This is a genomic window from Streptomyces sp. NPDC016851 (assembly GCF_055562795.1).
This window is the reverse complement of the sequence record NZ_JBVHEP010000010.1, coordinates 85196-105327: the sequence shown is the minus strand read 5'-3', so window position 1 is coordinate 105327 and position 20132 is coordinate 85196. Positions and strand designations below refer to the sequence as shown.

Here is a 20132-nt window from a genome sequence, read left to right as displayed (position 1 = left end):
CAAGGGCATTGACCATGGTGAGGACACGGCCATACGTTCTCGCTGAGCACAAGCGTGCTGTCTGCGCACAACCTGTCGGAGAACCACAGCCGGTCCCACAGGAGGAGTCTTGCGTCGTCGTCTCTTCACCCGTCTCGCGGCCGTGTCCGTCCTGCTCACCGCGGCGGCCTGTGGCTCGTCCGACGGCGGTGGCGCCTCGGACGCGGGCGCCTCGTCCGGCGGGGTGACCACCGTCGAGGTCGGGCTCATTCCCATCGTCGATGTGGCACCGCTCTATCTGGGCCAGGAGAAGGGCTTCTTCGAGAAGCAGGGCCTGAAGCTGCGGTTCACCACCGCGCAGGGCGGTGCGGCGATCGTGCCCGGTGTGGCCAGCGGTCAGTTCCAGTTCGGGTTCTCCAACGTGACGTCGCTGATGATCGCCCAGTCCAACAACGTGCCGGTCAAGGCCGTCGCGAACGCGATCGCCTCGACCGGTGTCCAGGGCAAGGACTTCAGCGCCATCACCGTGGGCGAGGACAGTCCGATCAGGTCGCCGAAGGATCTGGAGGGCAAGCGGGTCGCCATCAACACCCTGAAGAACATCAACGAGACGTCCGTGCGCGCGTCGGTGCGCAAGGCGGGCGGCGACCCCGACAAGGTCAAGTTCGTCGAGCTCGCCTTCGACCAGATGCCGGCCGCCCTCGACAGCGGGCAGATCGACGCCGCCCAGGTCGTCGAGCCCGCCCTCGCCACCGTCAAGAACCAGGGCGGCCGCGAGATCGCCTCGAACCTGGTGGACGTGGCACCCGACCTCACGGTCGCGCTGTACTTCACCTCGACCCGGTACGCCCAGCAGAACCCGGAGGTGGTCGAGAAGTTCCGGAAGGCCGTCGCCGAGTCCCTCGCCTACGCCGACGCCCACCCGGACGAGGCCCGCCGGATCGTCACCACGTACACGAAGATCCCGGAGGCGGTGCTGGCGAAGGTGACCCTGCCGAAGTGGCCGGCCGAGCCGAACCGCGCCTCCATCGAGGCGCTGATGAAACTCGGCGAGGACGACGGCCTGTTCAAGTCGGCGCCGGATCTGGACAAGCTGCTGCCGTGAGGGGCACAGACACATGAGGGGCGCGGACTCATGAGGGGCGTGAACGCCGCACTCGGTGCGGCCGGACTCGCCGCCTTTCTCGCCCTGGGTGAGGCGGTGCCGCGGCTCGGCCTGGTCGAGGAGACGTACTTCCCGCCCACCAGCCGTATCGCCGAAGCACTCGCGGACGAGATGTCCGACGCGGCCTTCTGGACGGCGCTCGGCGACACGCTCACCGGCTGGGCGCTGGGCCTGGCGATCGCGTCCTGCGCGGGGATCGTGGTGGGCGTGCTGATCTCCGTCGTGCCGTATCTGCGTGCGGCGACGGCCTCGACGATCGAGTTCCTGCGCCCGATCCCGTCGGTCGCGCTGATCCCGCTGGCGGTGCTGCTGTATGGCACCGAACTGCGCTCGGTGCTCCTCCTCGTCGTCTACGCGTCCTTCTGGCAGGTCCTGATCCAGGTTCTGTACGGCGTCCAGGACGTCGACCCCGTCGCCGACGAGACGGCGCGGTCGTACGGGCTCGGTACCTGGGCGCGGATCCGGCACGTGCTGTGGCCGACCGCGCTGCCGTACGTCATGACCGGTGTCCGGCTCGCGGCGGCGGTCGCGCTGATCCTGGCCATCACGTCCGAACTCGTCATCGGGGCGCCGGGGCTGGGCAAGCGCATCGGGGTGGCACAGGCCTCGCAGGCCGTGCCCGAGATGTACGCGCTGATCGTGGTGACCGGGTTGCTGGGCCTGCTGATCAACGTGGGCGCGCGCACGGTGGAGCGACGGGCGCTGGCCTGGCACCAGTCGGTGCGCGGGGAGGTGGCGGTGTGAGGCGCGCGCTGCTGCGGCTGGTGTTCGCCGCCGCCCTGCCGGCCCTGCTGGTGACGGTGTGGTGGGTGGCGTCCGCCGGCAGTACGGACGTGTACTGGCCGCCGCTGCGGACGATCCTGGAGGCCTTCCCGGACGTATGGACGGCGGAGCGCCTGCGGGGCGACGTACTGCCCAGCGTGCTGCGGCTGGCGGGCGGTTACGCGCTGGCGGCGGTCGTGGGCGTGGCGCTCGGCACGGTCATCGGGTCGTACCGGCGGGTGCGGGCGGTGTGCGAGCCGGTCCTGGAGTTCCTGCGGGCGGTGCCGCCGCCGGTGCTGGTGCCGGTCATCATGCTGTTCGCGGGGATCGGCGACACGATGAAGGTCACGGTGATCGCGGCCGGCTGCGTGTGGCCCGTCCTGCTCAACACGGTCGAGGGCGTGCGGGCGGTGGACCCGGTGATGGCCGAGACGGCGCGCTCGTACGGCATCACGGGTGTGGCGCGGCTCAGGAAGCTGGTGCTGCGGTCGGCGAGCCCGCAGATCTTCGCGGGGCTGCGCCAGGCCCTGTCCATCGGCATCATCCTCATGGTGATCAGCGAGATGTTCGCCGCGAGCAACGGGCTCGGCTTCACCATCGTCCAGTTCCAGCGCGGCTTCGCGATCCCGGACATGTGGACCGGCATCCTCGTGCTCGGTCTGCTCGGCTTCCTGCTGTCGGTCGTCTTCCAGTGGGTCGAGCGGCGGGCGCTCGGCTGGTACCACGGTCTGCGCGCCTCGGCCCGGCGGTCGCCGTGAACCTCTTGAAAGGGCGGTCCATGCTCGACGTACGGGGTCTGAAGAAGGTCTACGAGGGGTCGGGGCGGCGTGTGGAGGCGGTCCGCGACCTCACCTTCACCGTCGGTGCCGGGGAACTCGTCTGTCTCGTCGGGCCGTCGGGCTGCGGCAAGACGACCCTGCTGAAGTGCGTGGGAGGGCTGCTCGCGCCGACCGGCGGTGAAGTGCTCCTGGAAGGGCGCGAGGTGAGCGGTCCGCCGCCCGGGATGGCGTTCGTCTTCCAGGAGTACGGGCGCAGCCTCTTCCCCTGGATGCGGGTCGCCGAGAACGTCGAACTCCCGCTGAAGCAGAAGGACTTGAGCAAGGCCCGGCGCCGGGAACTGGTCCGCGACGCGCTGGAGTCGGTGGGGCTGGGGGATGCCGTGGGGGCGTATCCCTGGCAGCTGTCCGGCGGTATGCAGCAGCGGGTCGCCATCGCCCGGGCGCTGGCGTACGAGCCCCGCGTGCTGCTGATGGACGAGCCGTTCGCGGCGGTGGACGCGCAGACCCGGGCCGATCTGGAGGACCTGGTCCGGGGGCTGTGGCGGGAGCGCGGCATCACGATCCTGTTCGTGACCCACGACATCGACGAGGCGGTCTACCTCGGGGAGCGGGTGATCGTGCTGTCCGCCTCCCCCACGGTTGTCAGGGAGCAGCTGAAGGTCGGTCTGCCGGTCGAGCGGGATCAGTTGCATACGAGGGTGGATCCGCGTTTCGCCGAGCTTCGTACGCATGTGTACGAGCAGATTCAGGCTGCGAAGAAGGGGGCCGTAGGGTCCTGAGAGCTCGGTCCGGTCTGCCGGCTGGAGGCTGCGGGCCGTGTGGGGCTGGTCGCGCAGTTCCCCGCGCCCCTAGGGGGCGCTTGCCCACAGGCCCCTGACGTGGCTCAGGTGACGGGTCATCACCGCACGGACGGCCTCCTCGTCCTGGGTGAGCAGCGCGTCGAGGATTTCCAGGTGTTCCTCGGCCGATGCCTCCAGCCGGCCCTGCTCGGCGAGCGCGGTCAGGCCGTACAGGCGGGAGCGGCGTCTGAGGTCCCGTACGACGTCGACGAGGTGGTCGTTTCCGGCGAGGGCCAGCAGGCCGAGGTGGAAGCGCAGGTCGGCCTCGACGTAGGCGATGAGGTCGCCGGCCGCGGCGGAGGTGACGATCTCCTGGGCGACCGGCCGGAGCGCCTCCAGCGCCACCGGGTCGGCCGAGGCGGCGAGGCCCGCCGTGGTGGGGATCTCGATCAGCGCGCGGATGTGGGTGTACTCGTCGAGCTGCTTCTCGGAGACGGCGGTGACCCGGAAGCCCTTGTTGGGCACGGTGTCGACGAGGCCTTCCTTGGCGAGGTCGAGCATGGCCTCGCGCACGGGAGTGGCGGAGACGCCGAAGCGGGCGGCCAGGCCGGGGGCCGAGTAGACCTCGCCGGGGAGCAGTTCGCCGGCGATCAGGGCGGCCCGCAGCGCGTCCGCGACCCGCTCGCGGTGGCTGGGTTTCCTGCTGCCCAGCAGAGGCAGGGCGGGGGTGTGCGGCGGGGGCATGAGGGTGTTTCTCCTCGGGTCGTGACGGTCTTACAGGACGAACCCCGCCGGGAACGGGTCCTCGGGGTCCAGCAGGTACTGGGCGGTGCCGGTGATCCAGGCGCGTCCGGTGAAGCTGGGCAGCACGGCCGGGTGGCCGGCGACCTCGGTGGTGCCGAGCAGTCTGCCGGTGAACCGGGTGCCGATGAAGGACTCGTTCACGAACTCGGTGTGCAGCGGGAGTTCGCCGCGCGCGTGCAGCTGTGCCATGCGGGCGCTGGTGCCCGTGCCGCAGGGCGAGCGGTCGAACCAGCCGGGGTGGATGGCCATGGCGTGCCGGGAGTGGCGGGCGGTCGAGCCGGGGGCGGCCAGGTAGACGTGGTGGAGGCCGTGGATGGACGGGTCCTCCGGGTGGACGGGCGGGTCCTCGGCGTTGACGGCGGCCATGAGGGACAGGCCGGCCCGGAGGATGTCGTCCTTGCGGGACCGGTCGAAGGGCAGGCCGAACTGCTCCAGCGGCAGGATGGCGTAGAAGTTGCCGCCGAAGGCGAGGTCGTACGTCACCGTCCGGCCGTCGGCGAGCGTGGCCTTGCGGTCGAGGCCGACGGCGAAGGAGGGCACGTTCCGGAGGGTGACCGACGTGGCGGCCCCGTCCGCCACGGCCACCTCGGCGACGACCGGGCCGGCCGGGGTGTCGAGCCGGATGGTGGTGACCGGCTCGGTGACCTCGACCATGCCGGTCTCGACGAGCACGGTCGCCACGCCGATCGTGCCGTGCCCGCACATCGGCAGATAGCCGGAGACCTCGATGTAGACGACGCCCCAGTCGCAGTCGGGCCGGGTCGGCGGCTGGAGGATCGCGCCGCTCATGGCGGAGTGGCCGCGCGGCTCGTTCATCAGCAACTGCTTGATGTCGTCGCGGTGTTCGCGGAAGTACAGCCGCCGTTCGTTCATGGTGGCGCCGGGGACGGTGCCGATGCCACCGGTGATCACGCGGGTCGGCATGCCTTCGGTGTGCGAGTCGACGGCGTGCAGGACGAGTCTGCTGCGCATGATCCCGCCTTCCCTCACGCCAGTCCGGCCGCGACGGCCTTCTCGGTGGCGGCCCGGACGGCGGCCTCCTGCTCGGGCAGCAGCGGCATGCGCGGCGGCCGGCAGGGTCCGCCGTGGCGGCCGACGAGGTCCATGGACCGTTTGATGGCCTGGACGAACTCCACCCGCGAGTCCCACCGCAGCAGCGGATGCAGCTGCCGGTACAGGGACCGCGCGGTGTCGAGGTCGCCGTCGACGGCGGCGTGGTACAGCTCGACCGAGGCCTGCGGCAGCGCGTTCGGGTAGCCCGCCACCCAGCCCTTCGCGCCCGCGACGGCCAGCTCCAGCAGGACGTCGTCCGCGCCGATCAGCAGGTCGAGTTCGGGGGCGAGTTCGGCGATGCGGTAGGCCCGGCGGACGTCTCCGGAGAACTCCTTCACCGCCCGGATGTGTCCCTCGCCGTGCAGCCGGGCGAGCAGCTCCGGCACGAGGTCGACCTTGGTGTCGATCGGGTTGTTGTACGCGACGACCGGCAGGCCCGTCTTCGCGACCTCGGCGTAGTGGGCGAGGACGGAACGCTCGTCGGCGCGGTAGGCGTTCGGCGGCAGCAGCATCACCGCCCGGCAGCCCGCCTCACCCGCCTGCTCGGCCCAGCGTCGGGACTCGGCGGACCCGTAGGCGGCGACGCCGGGCATGACGCGCTGCCCGCCGATCGCGGCGACGGCCGTCTCGACGACCCGGGCGCGCTCCTCGGGGGTGAGCACCTGGTACTCGCCGAGGGAGCCGTTCGGCACGACGCCGTCGCAGCCGTTCTCGATCAGCCAGGAGCAGTGCTCGGCGTACTTGTCGTAGTTCACGGAGAGGTCGTCGTCCAGCGGGAGCGCGGTGGCGACGAGGACGCCGCGCCAGGGGCGGTGGTCGGTCATGACAGTTCCTCCTGGGTGTGTTGCCGTGCGAGGACGCCGAGCGGTACGGGACGGGCGAACGGCCTTCTGGACGGGGAGGGCGGGCAGCCGGCGAGACCCGCGACGGCGACGGCGCACATCCGGCCCTGGCACCAGCCCATTCCGGCCCGGGTCAGCAGCTTCACGGTGCGCTCGTCACCCGCGCCGAGGTCCAGGGCCTCGCGCACGGCACCGGCGGTGACCTCCTCGCAGCGGCAGATCACGGTGTCGTCGGTGACCTGCTCGGGCCAGTGCGCGGGCGGCGTGTACGCGGCGTCGAGGGCGGCCGCGGAACTCCTGAGTGTCGTACGGGCCTTGAGGGCGGCGGGGGCCGGGTCGGGGGTGGTGCCGCGCAGGCGGGCGGCGGCGGAGGACCCGGCGATGTGCCCTTCGGCGAGGGCGAGGGCCGCGCCGCCGATACCGGTGGACTCCCCGGCCGCCCACACGCCGGGTACGTCCGTGCGCTGCTCGGCGTCGACGGCCACGGCGGGCCCCTCCAGGCCGCAGCCGAGGCCCTCCGCCAGATCGGTGTGCGCAAGCATGCCGTGGCCGACGGCCAGGGTGTCGCAGGGCAACCGCCGCTCCGTGCCGGGCCGGACGCGTCCGTCGGTGTCGAGGGCGGCGACCGTGACGCCGGTCAGCCGGTCGTCGCCGTGGGCGCGGACGACGGTGTGGCGGGCCAGGACCGGCACGCGATGGCGCAGCAGCCGGGCGGCGTATCCGGCTCCCTCGGGGAGCTTGCCGGCCAGGGCCCGGCCGTGACGGGCCAGGCGCCCGGGGCCGGTGGACTCGACGAGCGCGGCGACCTCGACGCCCGCCGCCGCGAGCCCGGTCGCCACGGGCAGCAGCAGCGGCCCGGTCCCGGCCACGACGGCCCGCCGTCCCGGCACCACGAGGCCGCCCTTGAGCATGGCCTGGGCACCCCCGGCGGTGACGACGCCCGGGAGGGTCCAGCCGGGGAAGGGCAGCACGTGCTCGTATCCGCCGGTGGCCAGGAGCACGGCCCGGGCGTGCACCTCGGCCGGCTCCTCCTGCTCCGGGCCGAGCAGCGCATGCACCGTGAAGCCGTCGCACGTCCGTTCCACACACCACACATGATGGTCCGTCAGTACGCTTACGGAGCTGGCGGCGAGGCCGTCCCGCAGCCGCTCCCAGGTGCGCCACCGGTGGTGCAGCGCCTCGGGCCGCCCGGCGGCGAGCCCGGCGGCGGGCTGCCGGTAGAACTGCCCGCCGGTCTCCGTCGCCGCGTCGACGAGGGCGACCCGGATGCCGCGCGCGGCCGCCGCGAGGGACGCGGCCAGCCCGGCCGGTCCGGCGCCGATCACGGCGAGGTCAGTGTGCATGGCCGGCTCCCTCCTCGCCCGCGCCCGCACGGCCGGGCCGGAGGCCACCCGACCCGCCGGGGTCGCCCCGGTCATCGCCCGGCCGGCCAGGGTGGGCGCCCGCGCCGCCCGCTCCGCCGCAGACCGGCCCCTCATGGACCGCCCCCGCGTGGCCCGCCTCCGCATGGCCCGTCCCCTCCTGCGTGCCGATCACGTCACCCGGTCGCACCGGGAGCAGGCAAGCGCGTTGGTTGGGGCGGCCGTTGACGGTCACCAGGCAGTCGAAGCAGACGCCGATCCCGCAGAACACCCCGCGCGGACGGCCCTCGCCCCGGGTGCTGCGCCAGGAGGTGATGCCCGCCGCCCACAGCACGGCGGCGACCGTCTGGCCGGGCAGCGCCTCGACCGGACGCCCGTCGAAGGTGACCGTGAAGGCGGGGCCGGGCCGGGCCCCCGCCAGCTCCAGTGGATTCACTCGGCCTCCTCGGGAAAGCGGTCGGGCCGGAACGGGCCGGGATCCAGGTCGGGCGTCCGCCCCGTCAGGGCCTGGGCGATCAGCTGCCCGGTGCCGGTGGCCAGACCGATGCCCGCGCCCTCGTGCCCGCAGGCGTGCAGCAGTCCGGGCGCCCGGGGGTCGGGGCCGATCGCGGGCAGGTGGTCCGGCAGATACGGCCGGAAGCCCGCGTACGTCCGCATGGCCCGGACTCCGGCGAGGAACGGGAAGAGCCGCGTCGCACCCGCGGCGAGCGCCCGCAGTGCCGGGAGCGACAACGACCGGTCGAAGCCGACCCGTTCGCGGCTGGCGCCGATGAGGACCGGCCCGGCGGGCGTGCCCTCGACCACCGGGGAGGTCTGGAGGGCCGCCGAGTCGCTGGCGACGTCGGCCACGTAGTCGGCGGCGTAGACCTTGTGCCGGACGCGGGGCGGCAGTGGCTCGGTGACCAGGACGAATCCTCGCCGGGGCAGCACCGGCAGCGACACCCCGGCGCGGGCCGCCACTTCGCCGCCCCAGGTGCCGGCCGCGTTGACGACCGCCGGGGCGTGGACATCGCCCCGGTCGGTCCGCACGCCGCGCACCGCACCGTCGGGGCCGCGCAGCACCCCGGTCATCTCCCGGCCGGTGAGCAGCCGGGCGTTCGAGGCGCGCAGCAGGTGCGCCGCCGCCAGGGCGGGCATCACCTGGGCGTCCTGCGGGTAGTACACGCCGCCCGCGAGGCCGGGGGTCAAGTACGGCTCCAGGTCGGCGAGCCGGTCGGGCGGCACCGGGACCGCCTCGACACCGGCCGCGCGCTGCCCGGCGGCGAGTCTCTCCAGCCCGGCGAGGGCCTCGCCGGTGCCGGCGACGACGACCCCGCCCTTGGCCTCGTACTCGATCGCCTTTCCCAGCCCCTCCTCGGCCAGTTCGGCCCACAGCCGGGCGGACAGCAGGGCCAGGTCGAGCTCGGGTCCGGGTTCCTTGTCGGAGACGAGGAGGTTGCCTTCACCCGCGCCGGTCGTGCCGCCGGCCACCGGGCCGCGGTCCAGCACGACGGTGTCCAGGCCCGCGCGGGCCGCGTACAGGGCACAGGCGGCGCCCACCACTCCGGCTCCGACCACCACGACATCGCAGGTCAGCGGCTCGCTCACGCCAGTACTATGTCACACACCACACTGCCTGGGAATGGGGCGGACGCCGACGACGCGGCGATGCGGTGCCGAGGTGACGGGTTCTGTGGCGACGGGGTTCTGTGGTGACGGGGCCGGCGGGGCTCAGTCGGCCGCCGGGACGACCCTCAGATGGGAGGAGGCGGTACGGCGCGTGCGGCGGTCCCGGGACGGCGTGCGGCGGGCCTCGCGCAGCACGAACGTGAGCCGGGTGCAGCCCAGTTCCTCGAGCGCCCTGGACGTCTCGACGACGATGCGGCAGTCGGTGGCGCCCCAGCGGGGATCCGGGTGCAGCACTGGCCGTACGGCACCGTCCTGCTCGACGGCGCTCTCGCCGACCGAGCGGATCCAGTGCGGCAGGCCGTGCCGGTAGGCGGCATCCATGATCGGGTCCTGGGCGATGTCGCGGCGGATGGCCTGCAGGCCGTGGTCGGGGCCGTGGCTCTCCACGGTCCGTGCGAAGTGCGCGAGCATCGGCAGGCACCAGCTCGCCTCGTGGTCGCCGAGCACGGTGGGAGCGTCGGGGTGGAACAGCACGAACCTGAGGAAGTTGTCGCCCGGCATGGCCGTCGGGTGCGGGCCGACGCCGCCGAAAAGTGACCGGAAGGCACTGTTGGCCAGCACCACGTCCCAGCAGTGGTCGACGACGAGCGAGGGGAACGAGACGGCCTCCAGAAGCCCGGCGTAGTCCTCCAGGTAGGCCTGGACGTCGGAAGTCTCGGGGACGGGCCGCGGTGCCGGCCGCTGCCCTCCTGCCTGATATGCCATCGGGAGGTCACCCCTCTTGCCTGTGCGGCCCTGACGCGGCGCCCCGATCCTGGTGCCCGAAGCTGAGGCGTGTCAACTATCGTGGCATTTCATGCTGGTTGACGGCTGAAATTGGCCACAGTTGTGGCGAGACCTGGATGTGAGTTCGAACCACCGGCTACGCTCCGGGAAGTTCACGCCGGGGTAGGTCACGGCATCCACTTGTGAGAAGCCTGTGAGAGACGTAGGAGATCTGTCGGTGACGGGTGGCTTCGTCGAAGGTCCGGGCGCCACGCCGACGGCCGTGCTGGCGGCCGTCGTCTCCCGTGTCACCGCGCTCGCCGACCGGCTCGGCGTGCCGCACGCCGAGGTCTTCGACATCGGCCGGCTGTCCGTCGCCTCCGGCGTCCCGGAGCCCGTGGTCAAGGCCCTGCTCGGCGGCCGGCCGGCGGGTGAGCCCGATGTGCAGGCCCGGTTCCTCCAGCGCCTGGACCTGCTGCGCCGGACCCGGCTCAAGCCCAACGGCCGCAAGTACACCCAGCAGGAGATCGCCGACGGCGCGGGCATGTCCCGGCAGCAGGCCGGTGCCCTGATCAACGGCGACCGGCGGCCGACCATGGAGCACTGCGACGCGCTCCAGCGGTTCTTCCGGGTGCATGCCGGGTTCCTCACGGCCGAGGACCCCGAGGCGTTGGTGAGCGCCCTCCAGCACACCGAGCAGGACCTGCTCCAGAAGCTCGCCGACCGGGAGCGGCAGGCGGCCGCGGCGGCCGACGACCCGCTGGAGCGGCTGCTGCAGGACCACGGCGTGCGCGGCATCGCCTGGCGGGCCGCGCAGCTGCCCACCGACCAGCACCGCGACAAGGTGGCGGAATGGCTGGACATGCTCCTGGAGAGCGTCAAGCGGCCCGAGTCGTGACCGTGGGGAGAACTGTGGGCATCGGTAAGGAAATGCGCCGCCTGTGCGGCGAACTGGTCGCGGAGCTGACCCTCCCCGCGCCGGCGCGGCCCGAGGAGCTGTACGCCGCGCTGTGCGACGCCATGAGCAGACGCCGGGGCCGCCCCGTCCACTTCCGTACGGCCGCCTTCCCGCCCGGGACCGCGAGCGGGCTGTGGCTCGACATGGCCGAGCAGGACCTCGTCGTGATCGAGGAACGCACGGCTCCCGACCACCAGTTGGTGATCCTGGGGCACGAGCTGTGGCACATGAAGGCGGGGCACTGCTCCCACCACGTCGAGGGCGCCGCCGTCGCGGCCCGGCTGCTCCACGACGGCGCGGACCTCCAGGAGACGGTGCTGAAGGTCGCCGCGCGCACCCGCTTCGACCTCGACGACGAGAAGGAGGCCGAGAGCTTCGGACTGCTGCTGGCCAGCAAGTGCAGGGCGTGGCTGGCGGGTTCGTCGTCGCGCGGGCCGGTGCAGCGGGATCATCTGGCGGGGCGGATCGAGGCGTCGCTGGGGTATCCGGGGTCGCAGGGCTGAGCTGGGGTTCCGCCTCCGCCGAGCGGGCGAACCATCGGGCTGCGGGGCCGGATTGTCAGTGGTGGGCGGCAAGCTGGAGGTGCGCCCCTTGTGTGCGGGGCGTGACCGATGACTCCGACACGGGGAGAGCCGACCGATGCCCACCGCCGTACTGACCGACCGCGAACGCACCGCCGTCCAGGCCTATCTGCGCCTGCTGCACACCGTCCGGGCCGCCTTCGACCTGGAGCCGGGCCCGCCCGGCGCCCCCCGGCCCCCGGTCGTTCCGCCCGCCGTCCTGGCGGAGGCGGAAGAAGCCCTCGACCGAGCGGGCCTCACGGGCAACGAGGAGGCGTTCTTCCGACTGCTCCAGAACTGGTGCCCGGAGCCGGGTCCCTGAGCCGACGGGGGTGGCGGCGCCTTGAGTCGACGTCCGATCAGGCCCGCACCCGCACGGCTGTCTCAGTCGTGCGGTACCGCTACCGCCGTCGCGACCAGGCCCCGGTCGGTGATCCACTGGCCGTCGAAATGGCCGAGGCGGCGGTCGCCGACCAGTGGGCCGGGGACGAGGAGCGTGGCGCGGAAGGTGCCGCGTGGCCGGTCGCCGGGGGCGGCGGAGAGCTCGATGTCGGCCTCCGTGAAGTCCAGCCACTTGCCGGTGAGGGGGAACCACGCCTTGTAGACGGCCTCCTTCGCGCTGAACAGCAGCCGGTCCCAGTGGACGTCGGGGCGCTGTGCGGCCAGGTGCCGCAGGCGCTCGGCCTCGGACGGCAGGGCCACGGCGGTCAGGACGCCCTCGGGCAGCGGCCCGTGGGTCTCGGCGTCGACACCGAGGGAGGCGAGATCGGCCGCACGGACCAGGGCGGCGGCGCAGTAGCCGTCGCAATGGGTCATGCTGCCGGTCAGGCCGGCGGGCCAGCGCGGGGCGCCGCGTTCCCCGGGCAGGACCGGCTGCGGCGGCACACCGAGCTTCTCCATGGCCCGGCGGGCACAGGAGCGGACGGCGGCGAACTCCCGGCGCCGCTTGGCGACCGCCCGGGCCACGAGCGCCGCCTCCTCGGGGTACAGCGGGGCGTCCGCGCCCTCGTCGCCGTACGCCTCCACGGTGACGACGGTCTGTGGCAGCAGTTCCCCGATCACCGCTCCTCGCCCTCCGCCGGCAGGATGCGCCGCAGCCGTCCCGGCTCCCCGGCCCGCTTGCGCCACTCCCGGGGGTAGCCCACCGACACCTCCTCGAAGCGCACGCCCTCGTGCCAGGTGGTGCGGGGGATGTGGAGATGGCCGTAGACCATCGTGTGGACGCGGAACCTGCGGTGCCAGTCGGCGGTCAGACCGGTACCGCACCACATGGCGAACTCGGGGTGCCACAGCACGTCCATCGGGTGGCGGTGCAGGGGGTAGTGGTTGACCGGGATCACGGGCAGGTCTTCGGGCAGGTCCGCGAGTCTGCGTTCGGTCTCGGCGACCCGGGCCCGGCACCAGGCCTCCCGGCTCGGGTACGGGTCGGGGTGCAGCAGGTACTCGTCGGTGCACACGATGCCCGTGCCCCGGGCGTACTCCAGGCCCTGTTCCTTGGTCGCGCAGCCGGCCGGCAGGAACGAGTAGTCGTACAGGAGGAAAAGCGGCGCGACGGCGACAGGGCCGCCGGGGCCGTCCCAGACGGGATAGGGGTCCTCCGGTGTCGTCACGCCGAGATCCCGGCACAGCTCGACCAGATGGTCGTACCGGGCGACACCACGCAGGGTGACGGGGTCGCTCGGATGGGTCCACAACTCGTGGTTCCCGGGCACCCAGACGACCTTGCTAAAGCGACCGGCGAGCGTCTCGAGAGTCCAGCGCACGTCGGCCACGGTCTCGGCGACGTCCCCGGCCACGAGCAGCCAGTCGTCGTCCGACCCGGGCCGCATCCGTTCGACCAGGGCGCGGTTCTCCGGATAGCCGATGTGCAGGTCGCTGATGGCCAGCAGTTGTCCGGCGCCACCGGCCATCGACGTCACCCCTCGTCCCCCTCCGCGCACCCGACGCGAACGCCACCACGAGATCACATCACCGCGCCCGGGGACAAGGGCGGACCGGGCGGACGGGAATCGCGATCCGTAACACGCGCGTTGCACGACACGGTCCGCCGAGGCCGTATGATCTGGCCCAACACCACCGCTGAAAACTTCCCTCTCGCAGGGGCGGTTTGGTGTTCCTCCATACCTCCTGCCCGGGCACGGGCTGCTGAGCCCTGCCCGCGAACCGTGAAAGGCGGCCTGCATGGTCTCTCGCGTACGCGTCTGGCTCAACCGCACGTACGCGGAGAACGTGTTCTTCATGGATCAGCTGCGGAGAAATCCCAGCGACCGGGCCGTCGCGATCCATGCCACGCACGGTGACCCGGACTCCCCCGTGCTGGCCGCCGCCGACACCGCCGAGCTGGAGCCCGAGAACCTCTCCCCCGCCGGGTACGTCGAGTACGCGCTGGACCAGTGCGGGCGGCGCGGTATCGACGTGTTCGTGCCCCGGCTGCACCAGTCGGCGATCGTGGCGCACCGCGCCGAGTTCGAGGCGGCCGGTACGGCGGTGCTGGCACCGCCGCCCGAGGCGGTGGCCGTCTTCCACGACAAGGTGATCGCCTACGAGGCGGTCCAGGCGATCGGCGTGCCGGTGCCGCCGTGGTGGCGGGTCCGGTCGGCCGGTGAACTCGTCGCTGCGGTCGAGGAGCTGGAGGCCGCCGGGCACAAGGCGTGCTTCAAGCCGGCGTCCGGGGCGGGCGGGGTGGGCTTCCGCGTGATCACGCGCACGCCCTTCTCGCTGATGCACCTGAACGGCTTCCCGAGCCCTTACGTGCCGCTCGACCTGGTGCTGGAGGCGCTGGAGCGGGCCGAGGAGCCGGTCGACTGGCTGGTGATGCCGCGCCTGGAGCAGCCCGAGGTGTCGGTGGACTGCCTGACCGGTCCGGACAACCGGGTCCGGCTGGCCATCGGCCGCACCAAGAACGGCCGCCGCCGGGGCTTCACGCTGCACGAGCAGTGGCTGGACCCGGCCCGGCGGATCGCGGAGGGCTTCGGGCTGCACTACCTGTCCAACATCCAGTTCCGGATGTTCGGCGACCGGCCGGTCCTGATGGACGTCAACACCCGCCCGGCCGGCGGCCTGCACCAGCTGTCCCTGTGCGGCGTCAACGCCCCCTGGGCCGCCGTCCAGCTGGCGCTCGGCGAGGACCCGGGCGAGGTGGTCCCGCCGTTCCTGGGCCAGGACTACACGGTGGTGTCGGGGCCGCGTCCGCTGCGGCCGGTGCAGCTGCCACAGCAGCGGCCGGAGGCGACGGAGCAGCAGCCACTGCCCGCGGTGCCGGCCGACTCCGTCGAGGCGGAGGCGGCGGCCCCGCAGGCCACGGTCGGGGCCCTGCCTCTCTAGCCGTACAGCCCCTGCCCCTTCAGTCCCTGTACCCCCACGCCTGGGCCAGTTCCCTCAGGCGTGGGGGAAGTTCGACGTCCGGGTCGGCGGAGCGGGCCGACTGGATGCGGCCGGACTTGATGGTGCTGGACCAGTCGCCGAGCTGGGGGCGGAAGGTGCCGTGGTCCTTGCTGCCGTAGTCGAGCATGCCGGGCTCCCACGGGACGCCGAGGTGGTCGCAGATGCCCCGGGTGACCTTCTCCGGCTCGGCGGTGAGCTCCTCGTAGGTGATCACGTGGGGGTCGAGGTTCAGGCGGGCCTCCTCCAGCTTCTCGCTGTAGTCGAGGACCTCGGCGCGGACGGCTTCGTGATCGGGGTCGGCGCGCCGGTCGGTGAGGGACGTGACGACCGCGCCGGGGTGGCGCAGCAGCAGGATGTAGCGGGCGTTCGGCCAACATCGGCGCAGGCGGGGCCAGACGAGGGTGTTCGGCGGGGTCTTGTCGACGATGACGTCCTTGCCGCTGCGGGTGAGCTCCAGGTGCAGCACCCGGTCCCACAGCACGTGTTCCAGCTCGTCCTTGTCGAGGTGGAGCGCCCGCATGGCGTCCGCGGTGAAGTCGCGGGACAGGTTGACGTGCACCGTGCGCAGGTGCATCTCGTGCGGGGCGCGGATACTGCTGTGGCTGTTGAGCAGGACGCGCAGCAGCGTAGAACCGGAGCGCACCGACGACAGCACGAAGACCGGCGAGTCGACCAGCCGGGGGGCGCGCGGGGCGGTGTAGGTGTCGGCCGCCGGGCGGGGGGCGGGGATGGCGTCGAGGTTCCGGCGCGGTGGACTGACCGCGTTCCGGCGCGGTGGACTGACCGCCTGCATCACCAGCCTTCCGCGACGCTTCAGGCCCTTGCCGATCGCGGCCATACGCGGGTCTCGCACGGTGACACCTTTCGTTCGCGTTGTGCGTTCCGCATCCCAGGGGAAACGGGCGAACTTCAGATGTCCCGAAGGCGAACCGGCGTGCTCACGGGCGTCCACATACCGCCCGTGAGCAGGCCACTCACCGGCTTCTTAAACTTTCGTCAGAATCGGCCGGCTCCGCGGTACAACTCCAGTTCCCCTTCCAGTTCGACGGCCAGCACCGTGGCGTGCGGGTCGAGATCCGACGCGGCGGGAGGCTCGATCCACAGGACGCCGGGTGTCTCGTGGAGGCCGCCGGTGACCCGGTGGGCCAGTTCCGCGCCGCTGCCGAGCACCGAGACCCCGCGGACCTTGCTGAGCAGGCCGCGCACGTTGATCTCGGCGCGCGGGGCGTCGAAGAGGGTCAGATAGAGAGTGCGGCGGTCCTTGGAGAGGGTGCTCGGGCCGTAGTGGTGGCCCGGCGGCAGCCCTCGTCCGGTGCCGTACACCGCCTCCGCGTGCCGGGCGATCCAGTCGCCGAGCCCTTCCAGCCGCTGCACCTGTTCGGCCGGGATCGTGCCGTCCTCGCGCGGGCCGACGCTGAGCAGCAGGTTGCCTCCGCCGCCGATCGTCTCGGTGAAATAGCGGATGAGCTGGTCGACCGACTTGTGGTTGTGGTCGTGGTGCTGGTGGCCCCAGGAGTCGTTGATCGTCAGGCACAGCTCCCAGGGGCCCTCGGGCGGGACGACCGGGGCCCCCTGTTCCGGCGTCGCGTAGTCGCCCTCGCTGAGCATGCGGGCGTTGAACACGACGTCCGATACCTCGGAGCGGATGAGGGCGGCGAGTTCGGGGATGCGCCACTGCTCCTCGCTGCGGTCCCACTCGCCGTCGAACCACAGCAGGTCCGGCCTGTAGCGGGAGGTCAGTTCGCTGATCTGGCCGTCGCGGTAGGCGAGGAACCTCTCCCAGGCCTGAAGGTCCTCGTCCTCGGCGGCGACCTCCGAGTAACGGTTGTCCTCCAGCTCCGGCGGCCGGCCCGGCTTGCGGGTGGAGGCGTAGTCGGGGTGGCTCCAGTCCGAGTGCGAGTAGTACAGCCCGACCTTGAGGCCCTGCTCGCGCAGAGCGTCGGCGTAGCCGCCGATCAGGTCACGGCCCACGTTCAGGTCGCCGTACGCCGTGTCCCACAGGGCGACGCCGTCGTGATGGCGGCTGGTCAGCACGGCGTACCTGGCGCCCGCCCGCGCGAAGAGCCTCGCCCAGTCGCGCGGGTCGTAGCGGGCGGCCGTGAAGCGGTCGAACTGGGACATGTACTGGTCGTACGGGACGATGTCGTCGTAGAACGACCAGGACTCCTGGACGCCGTCGACGGCGTAGATGCCCCAGTGGATGAAGATCCCGAGCTTGGCGTCGGTGAACCAGGGTTGCATGGCCATGCGTCAGCCCCTGCGCAGACGCAGCGTCAGGATCTGGAAGGGCCGCAGTTCCACGGGGACGGCGCCGTCGCCGTCCACGGGCGCCTCCTCCAGCGGCCGCTCCAGCAGGTCGGTGATCTGCGCGCCCGCCAGCGGGAAGCCGGTGCGCAGGACGCCCCGGGCCCGGCCGCCGCGGGATTCGTAGAGCCGTACGACGACGTCGCCCGACGCGTCGTCGGCGAGCTTGACCGCCTCCACGGTCACGCCCTCGCCCTCGGTGGAGACGACCGGTGCGGGGGCGCCCGCCGCGTCGGCCACCCGGAGCGGGAGGTTGAGGGCGTAGCCCTCGGCGACGGCGTCCTCGATGGTCGCGCCGGGCAGCAGCGCGTAGGTGAAGCGGTGGCGGCCCTGGTCGGCCTCGGGGTCCGGGATGCGCGGGGCGCGGACGAGGCTGAGGCGGACGGTGGTCGTGGTGCCGCCGTCCTCGCGGACCGTGCGGGAGACGTCGTGGCCGTACGTGGAGTCGTTGATGACGGCGACGCCGTAGCCGGGTTCGCCGATGTGCACCCAGCGGTGGCCGGAGACCTCGAAGCGGGCCGCCTCCCAACTGGTGTTGGTGTGGGTGGGCCGCTGGATGTGCCCGAACTGGATCTCGGCGGAGGAGTGCGGGGCGCGGATGTCGACCGGGAACGCCGCCTTGAGGATCTTCTCGGTCTCGTGCCAGTCGATGTCCGTCTCGATGTCGATCCGGGGGCTGCCGGCGCGGACCGTGATCGTCTGGGTGATCCTCGAGCCCTTGCCGAAGTCCCGCTCGACGCGGATCGCGCCGACCAGCGGGTCCTGCTCGACGACCGTGACGGACGAGGCGTCGAGGAGGTCCGTGTAGCGGTTCTTGTAGTGCTTGTCGATGTCCCAGGCGTCCCAGTAGTTGGGCAGGTCGGTGTGCAGACGCAGCAGGTTGCCCGGATCGGCCAGGACCTCCCGGTTCGCGCGCAGGTCGCGGACGGACGACAGGGTGCCGTCCTCGGCCACCTCCACGCGGACCAACCCGTTGTCGAGCACCCGGCCGCTCACCGTCACCGGCTGCGGGGGCTCGGCCTCGGCGAGGGGCGCGGAGCCGCTCGCGGGCACCTCCACGTACACCGGTGCGCCGTCGGCGGTGCGGACCACCTCGGAGCGGTCGTAGGGGCTGGTGTTGAAGACGCGGGTCCCGCCGGCACCGAGGGCCGTGAGGGCATCGGCCGTCAGCGCCCGGAGCTCGCGGGCCACTCGGGCGTACTCGGCCTCGGCCTCCCGGTGCACCCAGGCGATCGACGAGCCGGGCAGGATGTCGTGGAACTGGTGCAGCAGCACCGTCTTCCAGAGCCGGTCCAGCTTCTCGTGCGGGTACGTGTAGCCCGGCGCGTGCAGCGCCGCCGTCGTCGCCCACAGCTCGGCCTCGCGCAGGAGGTGCTCGGAGCGGCGGTTGCCCTGCTTGGTGCGGGCCTGGGAGGTGTAGGTGGCGCGGTGCAGCTCCAGGTAGAGCTCGCCGACCCACACGGGCGCGTCCGGGTACTCCTCGCGGGCCTTGGCGAAGAACTCGTCGGGGTGTTCGACGACGACCTTCGCGGAGCCCTCCAGGTCCGCCAGTCGGCGGGCGCGCTCCATGATCTCGCGGGTGGGGCCGCCGCCGCCGTCGCCCCAGCCGAAGGGGGCCAGGGAGCGGCTGGCGCCGCCCTTCTCCTGGTAGTTGCGGACCGCGCGGGACATCTCCTCGCCGCTGAAGCGGGCGTTGTAGGTGTCGACCGGCGGGAAGTGGGTGAAGATGCGGGTGCCGTCGATGCCCTCCCACCAGAAGGTGTGGTGGGGGAACTTGTTGGTCTGGTTCCAGGAGATCTTCTGGGTGAGGAACCAGTCGTTGCCGGCGAGCTTGGCGATCTGCGGGTAGGCCGCGTTGTAGCCGAAGGAGTCCGGCAGCCAGACACCCTTGGTCTCGATGCCGAAGTGGTCCATGAAGAACCGCTTGCCGTGGATGAACTGGCGGGCGACGGCCTCGCCGCCGGGCAGGTTGCCGTCGGACTCGACCCACATGCCGCCGACCGGCGCCCACTGGCCGTTCTTGACCGACTCCTGGATGCGGGCCCAGACCTTGGGGTAGTTGTCGCGGACCCACTCGTACTGCTGGGCCTGGGAGCAGGCGAAGATGAAGTCGTCGTACTCGTCGGCCAGGGACGTGACGTTGGAGAACGTACGGGACGTCTTGCGCTTGGTCTCGCGGATCGGCCAGAGCCAGGCCGAGTCGATGTGGGCGTGGCCGACGCCGGAGACGGTGTGCGCGCTGGCGTGCGCGGGCTTGGACAGCACCGGCTTCAGCGCCTCGCGCACGGCGGGCGCGGAGCCGGAGACGTCGTCCAGGTCGAGCAGGTCCATCGCCCGGTCGAGGGCGTGCGCGATCTCGTGCCGGCGCGGGTCGTGCTCGCCGAGCTCCAGCATCAGCTCGCGCAGCACCTGGACGTCGAGGTCGAGGTGCCAGACCTCCTCGTCGAGGATGGCGATGTCGGCGGCGCGGAAGGTGTAGAGCGGCTTGTCGCCGGCGGTGAGGATGTCGCCGAGCGGAGTGGTCTTGGAGAAGTTGTCGGCGAGGATGTCCGGGTTGGAGGCGGCCTCGACCAGGTATTCGACCGTCTCGCCGCCCGTCGCCGGGTTGGCGATCGCCACGTACTGGTTGAGCGGGTTGACGGCCTTGAGCGGGGTGCCGTCCGTGAGGTGGACGAGGGCCTCGGCCTGGTTGCCGGGCCAGTCGCCCACGAATCCGAGGTCGATGACGGCCTCGACGCGGCGGCCCGCCCATTCCTCCGGCACCTGTCCGCGCATGCGGAACCAGGTGGTGCCCCAGGGCGGGCCCCAGGGGGTGCCCATCGCGAAGGGCGCGTACGAGGCGGCGGCGGCCTCCTCGAACGGGACCGGCTCCCCGGGAGCCTGCCAGGCCTCTACCTCGAAGGGGACGGTGGCCGCGTAGATCGCGGACTTGATGCGCTGGTCGTGAAGGCGCTGCACGCGCTCCTCGATCCGGCGGCTTTCGTCATGCATGAGATGTCTCCAGGAAACGGGAAGAGCGAGCAGGCGGG

At 72.2% G+C, this 20132-nt stretch carries 19 protein-coding genes and 1 pseudogene; 8 read left to right on the top strand and 12 right to left on the bottom strand.

Annotated elements, in window-relative coordinates; translation table 11 throughout:
- Positions 1 to 109 precede the first annotated feature (109 nt).
- Genes ACZ3I3_RS17940 through ACZ3I3_RS17925 form a run of 4 tightly spaced genes read left to right on the top strand, consistent with a single transcriptional unit; the run spans position 110 to position 3464 of the window.
- Positions 110 to 1084, top strand: a complete 975-nt coding sequence (locus ACZ3I3_RS17940) for an ABC transporter substrate-binding protein (RefSeq protein WP_467366111.1) — start codon at positions 110 to 112, stop codon at positions 1082 to 1084.
- Positions 1085 to 1114: 30 nt separating this feature from the next.
- Positions 1115 to 1888, top strand: a complete 774-nt coding sequence (locus ACZ3I3_RS17935; protein ID WP_467366109.1) for an ABC transporter permease — start codon at positions 1115 to 1117, stop codon at positions 1886 to 1888.
- Positions 1885 to 2664: an ABC transporter permease gene (locus ACZ3I3_RS17930; RefSeq protein ID WP_467366107.1), complete on the top strand. Its 780-nt coding sequence runs from the start codon at positions 1885 to 1887 to the stop codon at positions 2662 to 2664. The genes ACZ3I3_RS17935 and ACZ3I3_RS17930 overlap by 4 nt, the downstream gene beginning before the upstream one ends.
- A gap of 20 nt (positions 2665 to 2684) precedes the next feature.
- Entirely contained in the window at positions 2685 to 3464 is a 780-nt protein-coding gene (locus ACZ3I3_RS17925) for an ABC transporter ATP-binding protein (RefSeq protein ID WP_467366105.1), read from the top strand.
- Between the two features lie 69 nt (positions 3465 to 3533).
- Here the strand turns inward: ACZ3I3_RS17925 and ACZ3I3_RS17920 are convergent, their stop codons facing one another.
- From ACZ3I3_RS17920 to ACZ3I3_RS17890, 7 genes and pseudogenes are all read right to left on the bottom strand, one after another.
- Positions 3534 to 4208 (bottom strand): GntR family transcriptional regulator, encoded by a 675-nt coding sequence (locus ACZ3I3_RS17920; protein WP_467366103.1) that lies wholly within the window; start codon positions 4206 to 4208, stop codon positions 3534 to 3536.
- Between the two features lie 30 nt (positions 4209 to 4238).
- A complete protein-coding gene (locus tag ACZ3I3_RS17915; RefSeq protein ID WP_467366101.1) occupies positions 4239 to 5240 on the bottom strand; it encodes a proline racemase family protein in 1002 nt (333 codons plus the stop codon).
- A gap of 14 nt (positions 5241 to 5254) precedes the next feature.
- A complete protein-coding gene (locus tag ACZ3I3_RS17910) occupies positions 5255 to 6145 on the bottom strand; it encodes a dihydrodipicolinate synthase family protein (RefSeq protein ID WP_467366099.1) in 891 nt (296 codons plus the stop codon).
- Entirely contained in the window at positions 6142 to 7506 is a 1365-nt protein-coding gene (locus ACZ3I3_RS17905; protein WP_467366097.1) for an FAD-dependent oxidoreductase, read from the bottom strand. Before ACZ3I3_RS17905 ends, ACZ3I3_RS17910 begins: the two co-directional genes overlap by 4 nt.
- 163 nt (positions 7507 to 7669) lie before the next feature.
- A pseudogene (locus ACZ3I3_RS17900) lies at positions 7670 to 7960 on the bottom strand ((2Fe-2S)-binding protein); the annotation flags it as partial.
- Positions 7957 to 9111, bottom strand: coding sequence for an NAD(P)/FAD-dependent oxidoreductase (locus ACZ3I3_RS17895; protein WP_467366095.1), 1155 nt, complete (start codon positions 9109 to 9111; stop codon positions 7957 to 7959). The gene ACZ3I3_RS17895 and the pseudogene ACZ3I3_RS17900, both read right to left, overlap by 4 nt.
- A gap of 123 nt (positions 9112 to 9234) precedes the next feature.
- On the bottom strand, positions 9235 to 9897 hold the full coding sequence (locus ACZ3I3_RS17890) for an MmyB family transcriptional regulator (RefSeq protein WP_467366093.1): 663 nt from the start codon (positions 9895 to 9897) through the stop codon (positions 9235 to 9237).
- 238 nt (positions 9898 to 10135) lie between these two features.
- Here ACZ3I3_RS17890 and ACZ3I3_RS17885 point away from each other — a divergent pair, with 238 nt between their 5' ends.
- From ACZ3I3_RS17885 to ACZ3I3_RS17875, 3 genes are all read left to right on the top strand, one after another.
- Positions 10136 to 10795 carry a helix-turn-helix domain-containing protein gene (locus ACZ3I3_RS17885; RefSeq protein WP_467366091.1) on the top strand — a complete coding sequence of 220 codons (660 nt, stop codon included), beginning with the start codon at positions 10136 to 10138 and terminating at the stop codon, positions 10793 to 10795.
- Positions 10796 to 10827: 32 nt separating this feature from the next.
- Positions 10828 to 11358, top strand: a complete 531-nt coding sequence (locus ACZ3I3_RS17880; RefSeq protein ID WP_306970486.1) for a toxin-antitoxin system, toxin component — start codon at positions 10828 to 10830, stop codon at positions 11356 to 11358.
- A 136-nt stretch (positions 11359 to 11494) separates the two neighbouring features.
- Positions 11495 to 11737, top strand: coding sequence for a hypothetical protein (locus tag ACZ3I3_RS17875; RefSeq protein WP_467366089.1), 243 nt, complete (start codon positions 11495 to 11497; stop codon positions 11735 to 11737).
- A 62-nt stretch (positions 11738 to 11799) separates the two neighbouring features.
- On the opposite strand, the gene ACZ3I3_RS17870 is transcribed toward ACZ3I3_RS17875, so the two are convergent.
- On the bottom strand, positions 11800 to 12477 hold the full coding sequence (locus ACZ3I3_RS17870; RefSeq protein WP_467366087.1) for a 4'-phosphopantetheinyl transferase family protein: 678 nt from the start codon (positions 12475 to 12477) through the stop codon (positions 11800 to 11802).
- Positions 12474 to 13334 (bottom strand): metallophosphoesterase family protein, encoded by an 861-nt coding sequence (locus ACZ3I3_RS17865; RefSeq protein WP_467366086.1) that lies wholly within the window; start codon positions 13332 to 13334, stop codon positions 12474 to 12476. The genes ACZ3I3_RS17870 and ACZ3I3_RS17865 overlap by 4 nt, the downstream gene beginning before the upstream one ends.
- A gap of 262 nt (positions 13335 to 13596) precedes the next feature.
- On the opposite strand from ACZ3I3_RS17865, the gene ACZ3I3_RS17860 reads away from it, so the two are divergent.
- On the top strand, positions 13597 to 14739 hold the full coding sequence (locus ACZ3I3_RS17860; protein ID WP_467366084.1) for an ATP-grasp domain-containing protein: 1143 nt from the start codon (positions 13597 to 13599) through the stop codon (positions 14737 to 14739).
- Between the two features lie 19 nt (positions 14740 to 14758).
- Here ACZ3I3_RS17860 and ACZ3I3_RS17855 read toward each other — a convergent pair whose 3' ends face one another.
- The 3 genes from ACZ3I3_RS17855 to ACZ3I3_RS17845 form a co-directional block, all read right to left on the bottom strand.
- Complete coding sequence (locus ACZ3I3_RS17855) at positions 14759 to 15652, bottom strand: sulfotransferase family protein (RefSeq protein WP_467366082.1); 894 nt, start codon at positions 15650 to 15652, stop codon at positions 14759 to 14761.
- Between the two features lie 143 nt (positions 15653 to 15795).
- Positions 15796 to 17046, bottom strand: coding sequence for an alpha-L-fucosidase (locus tag ACZ3I3_RS17850; RefSeq protein ID WP_467366080.1), 1251 nt, complete (start codon positions 17044 to 17046; stop codon positions 15796 to 15798).
- Positions 17047 to 17049: 3 nt separating this feature from the next.
- Positions 17050 to 20094 carry an alpha-mannosidase gene (locus tag ACZ3I3_RS17845; RefSeq protein WP_467366078.1) on the bottom strand — a complete coding sequence of 1015 codons (3045 nt, stop codon included), beginning with the start codon at positions 20092 to 20094 and terminating at the stop codon, positions 17050 to 17052.
- Positions 20095 to 20132: the final 38 nt, after the last annotated feature.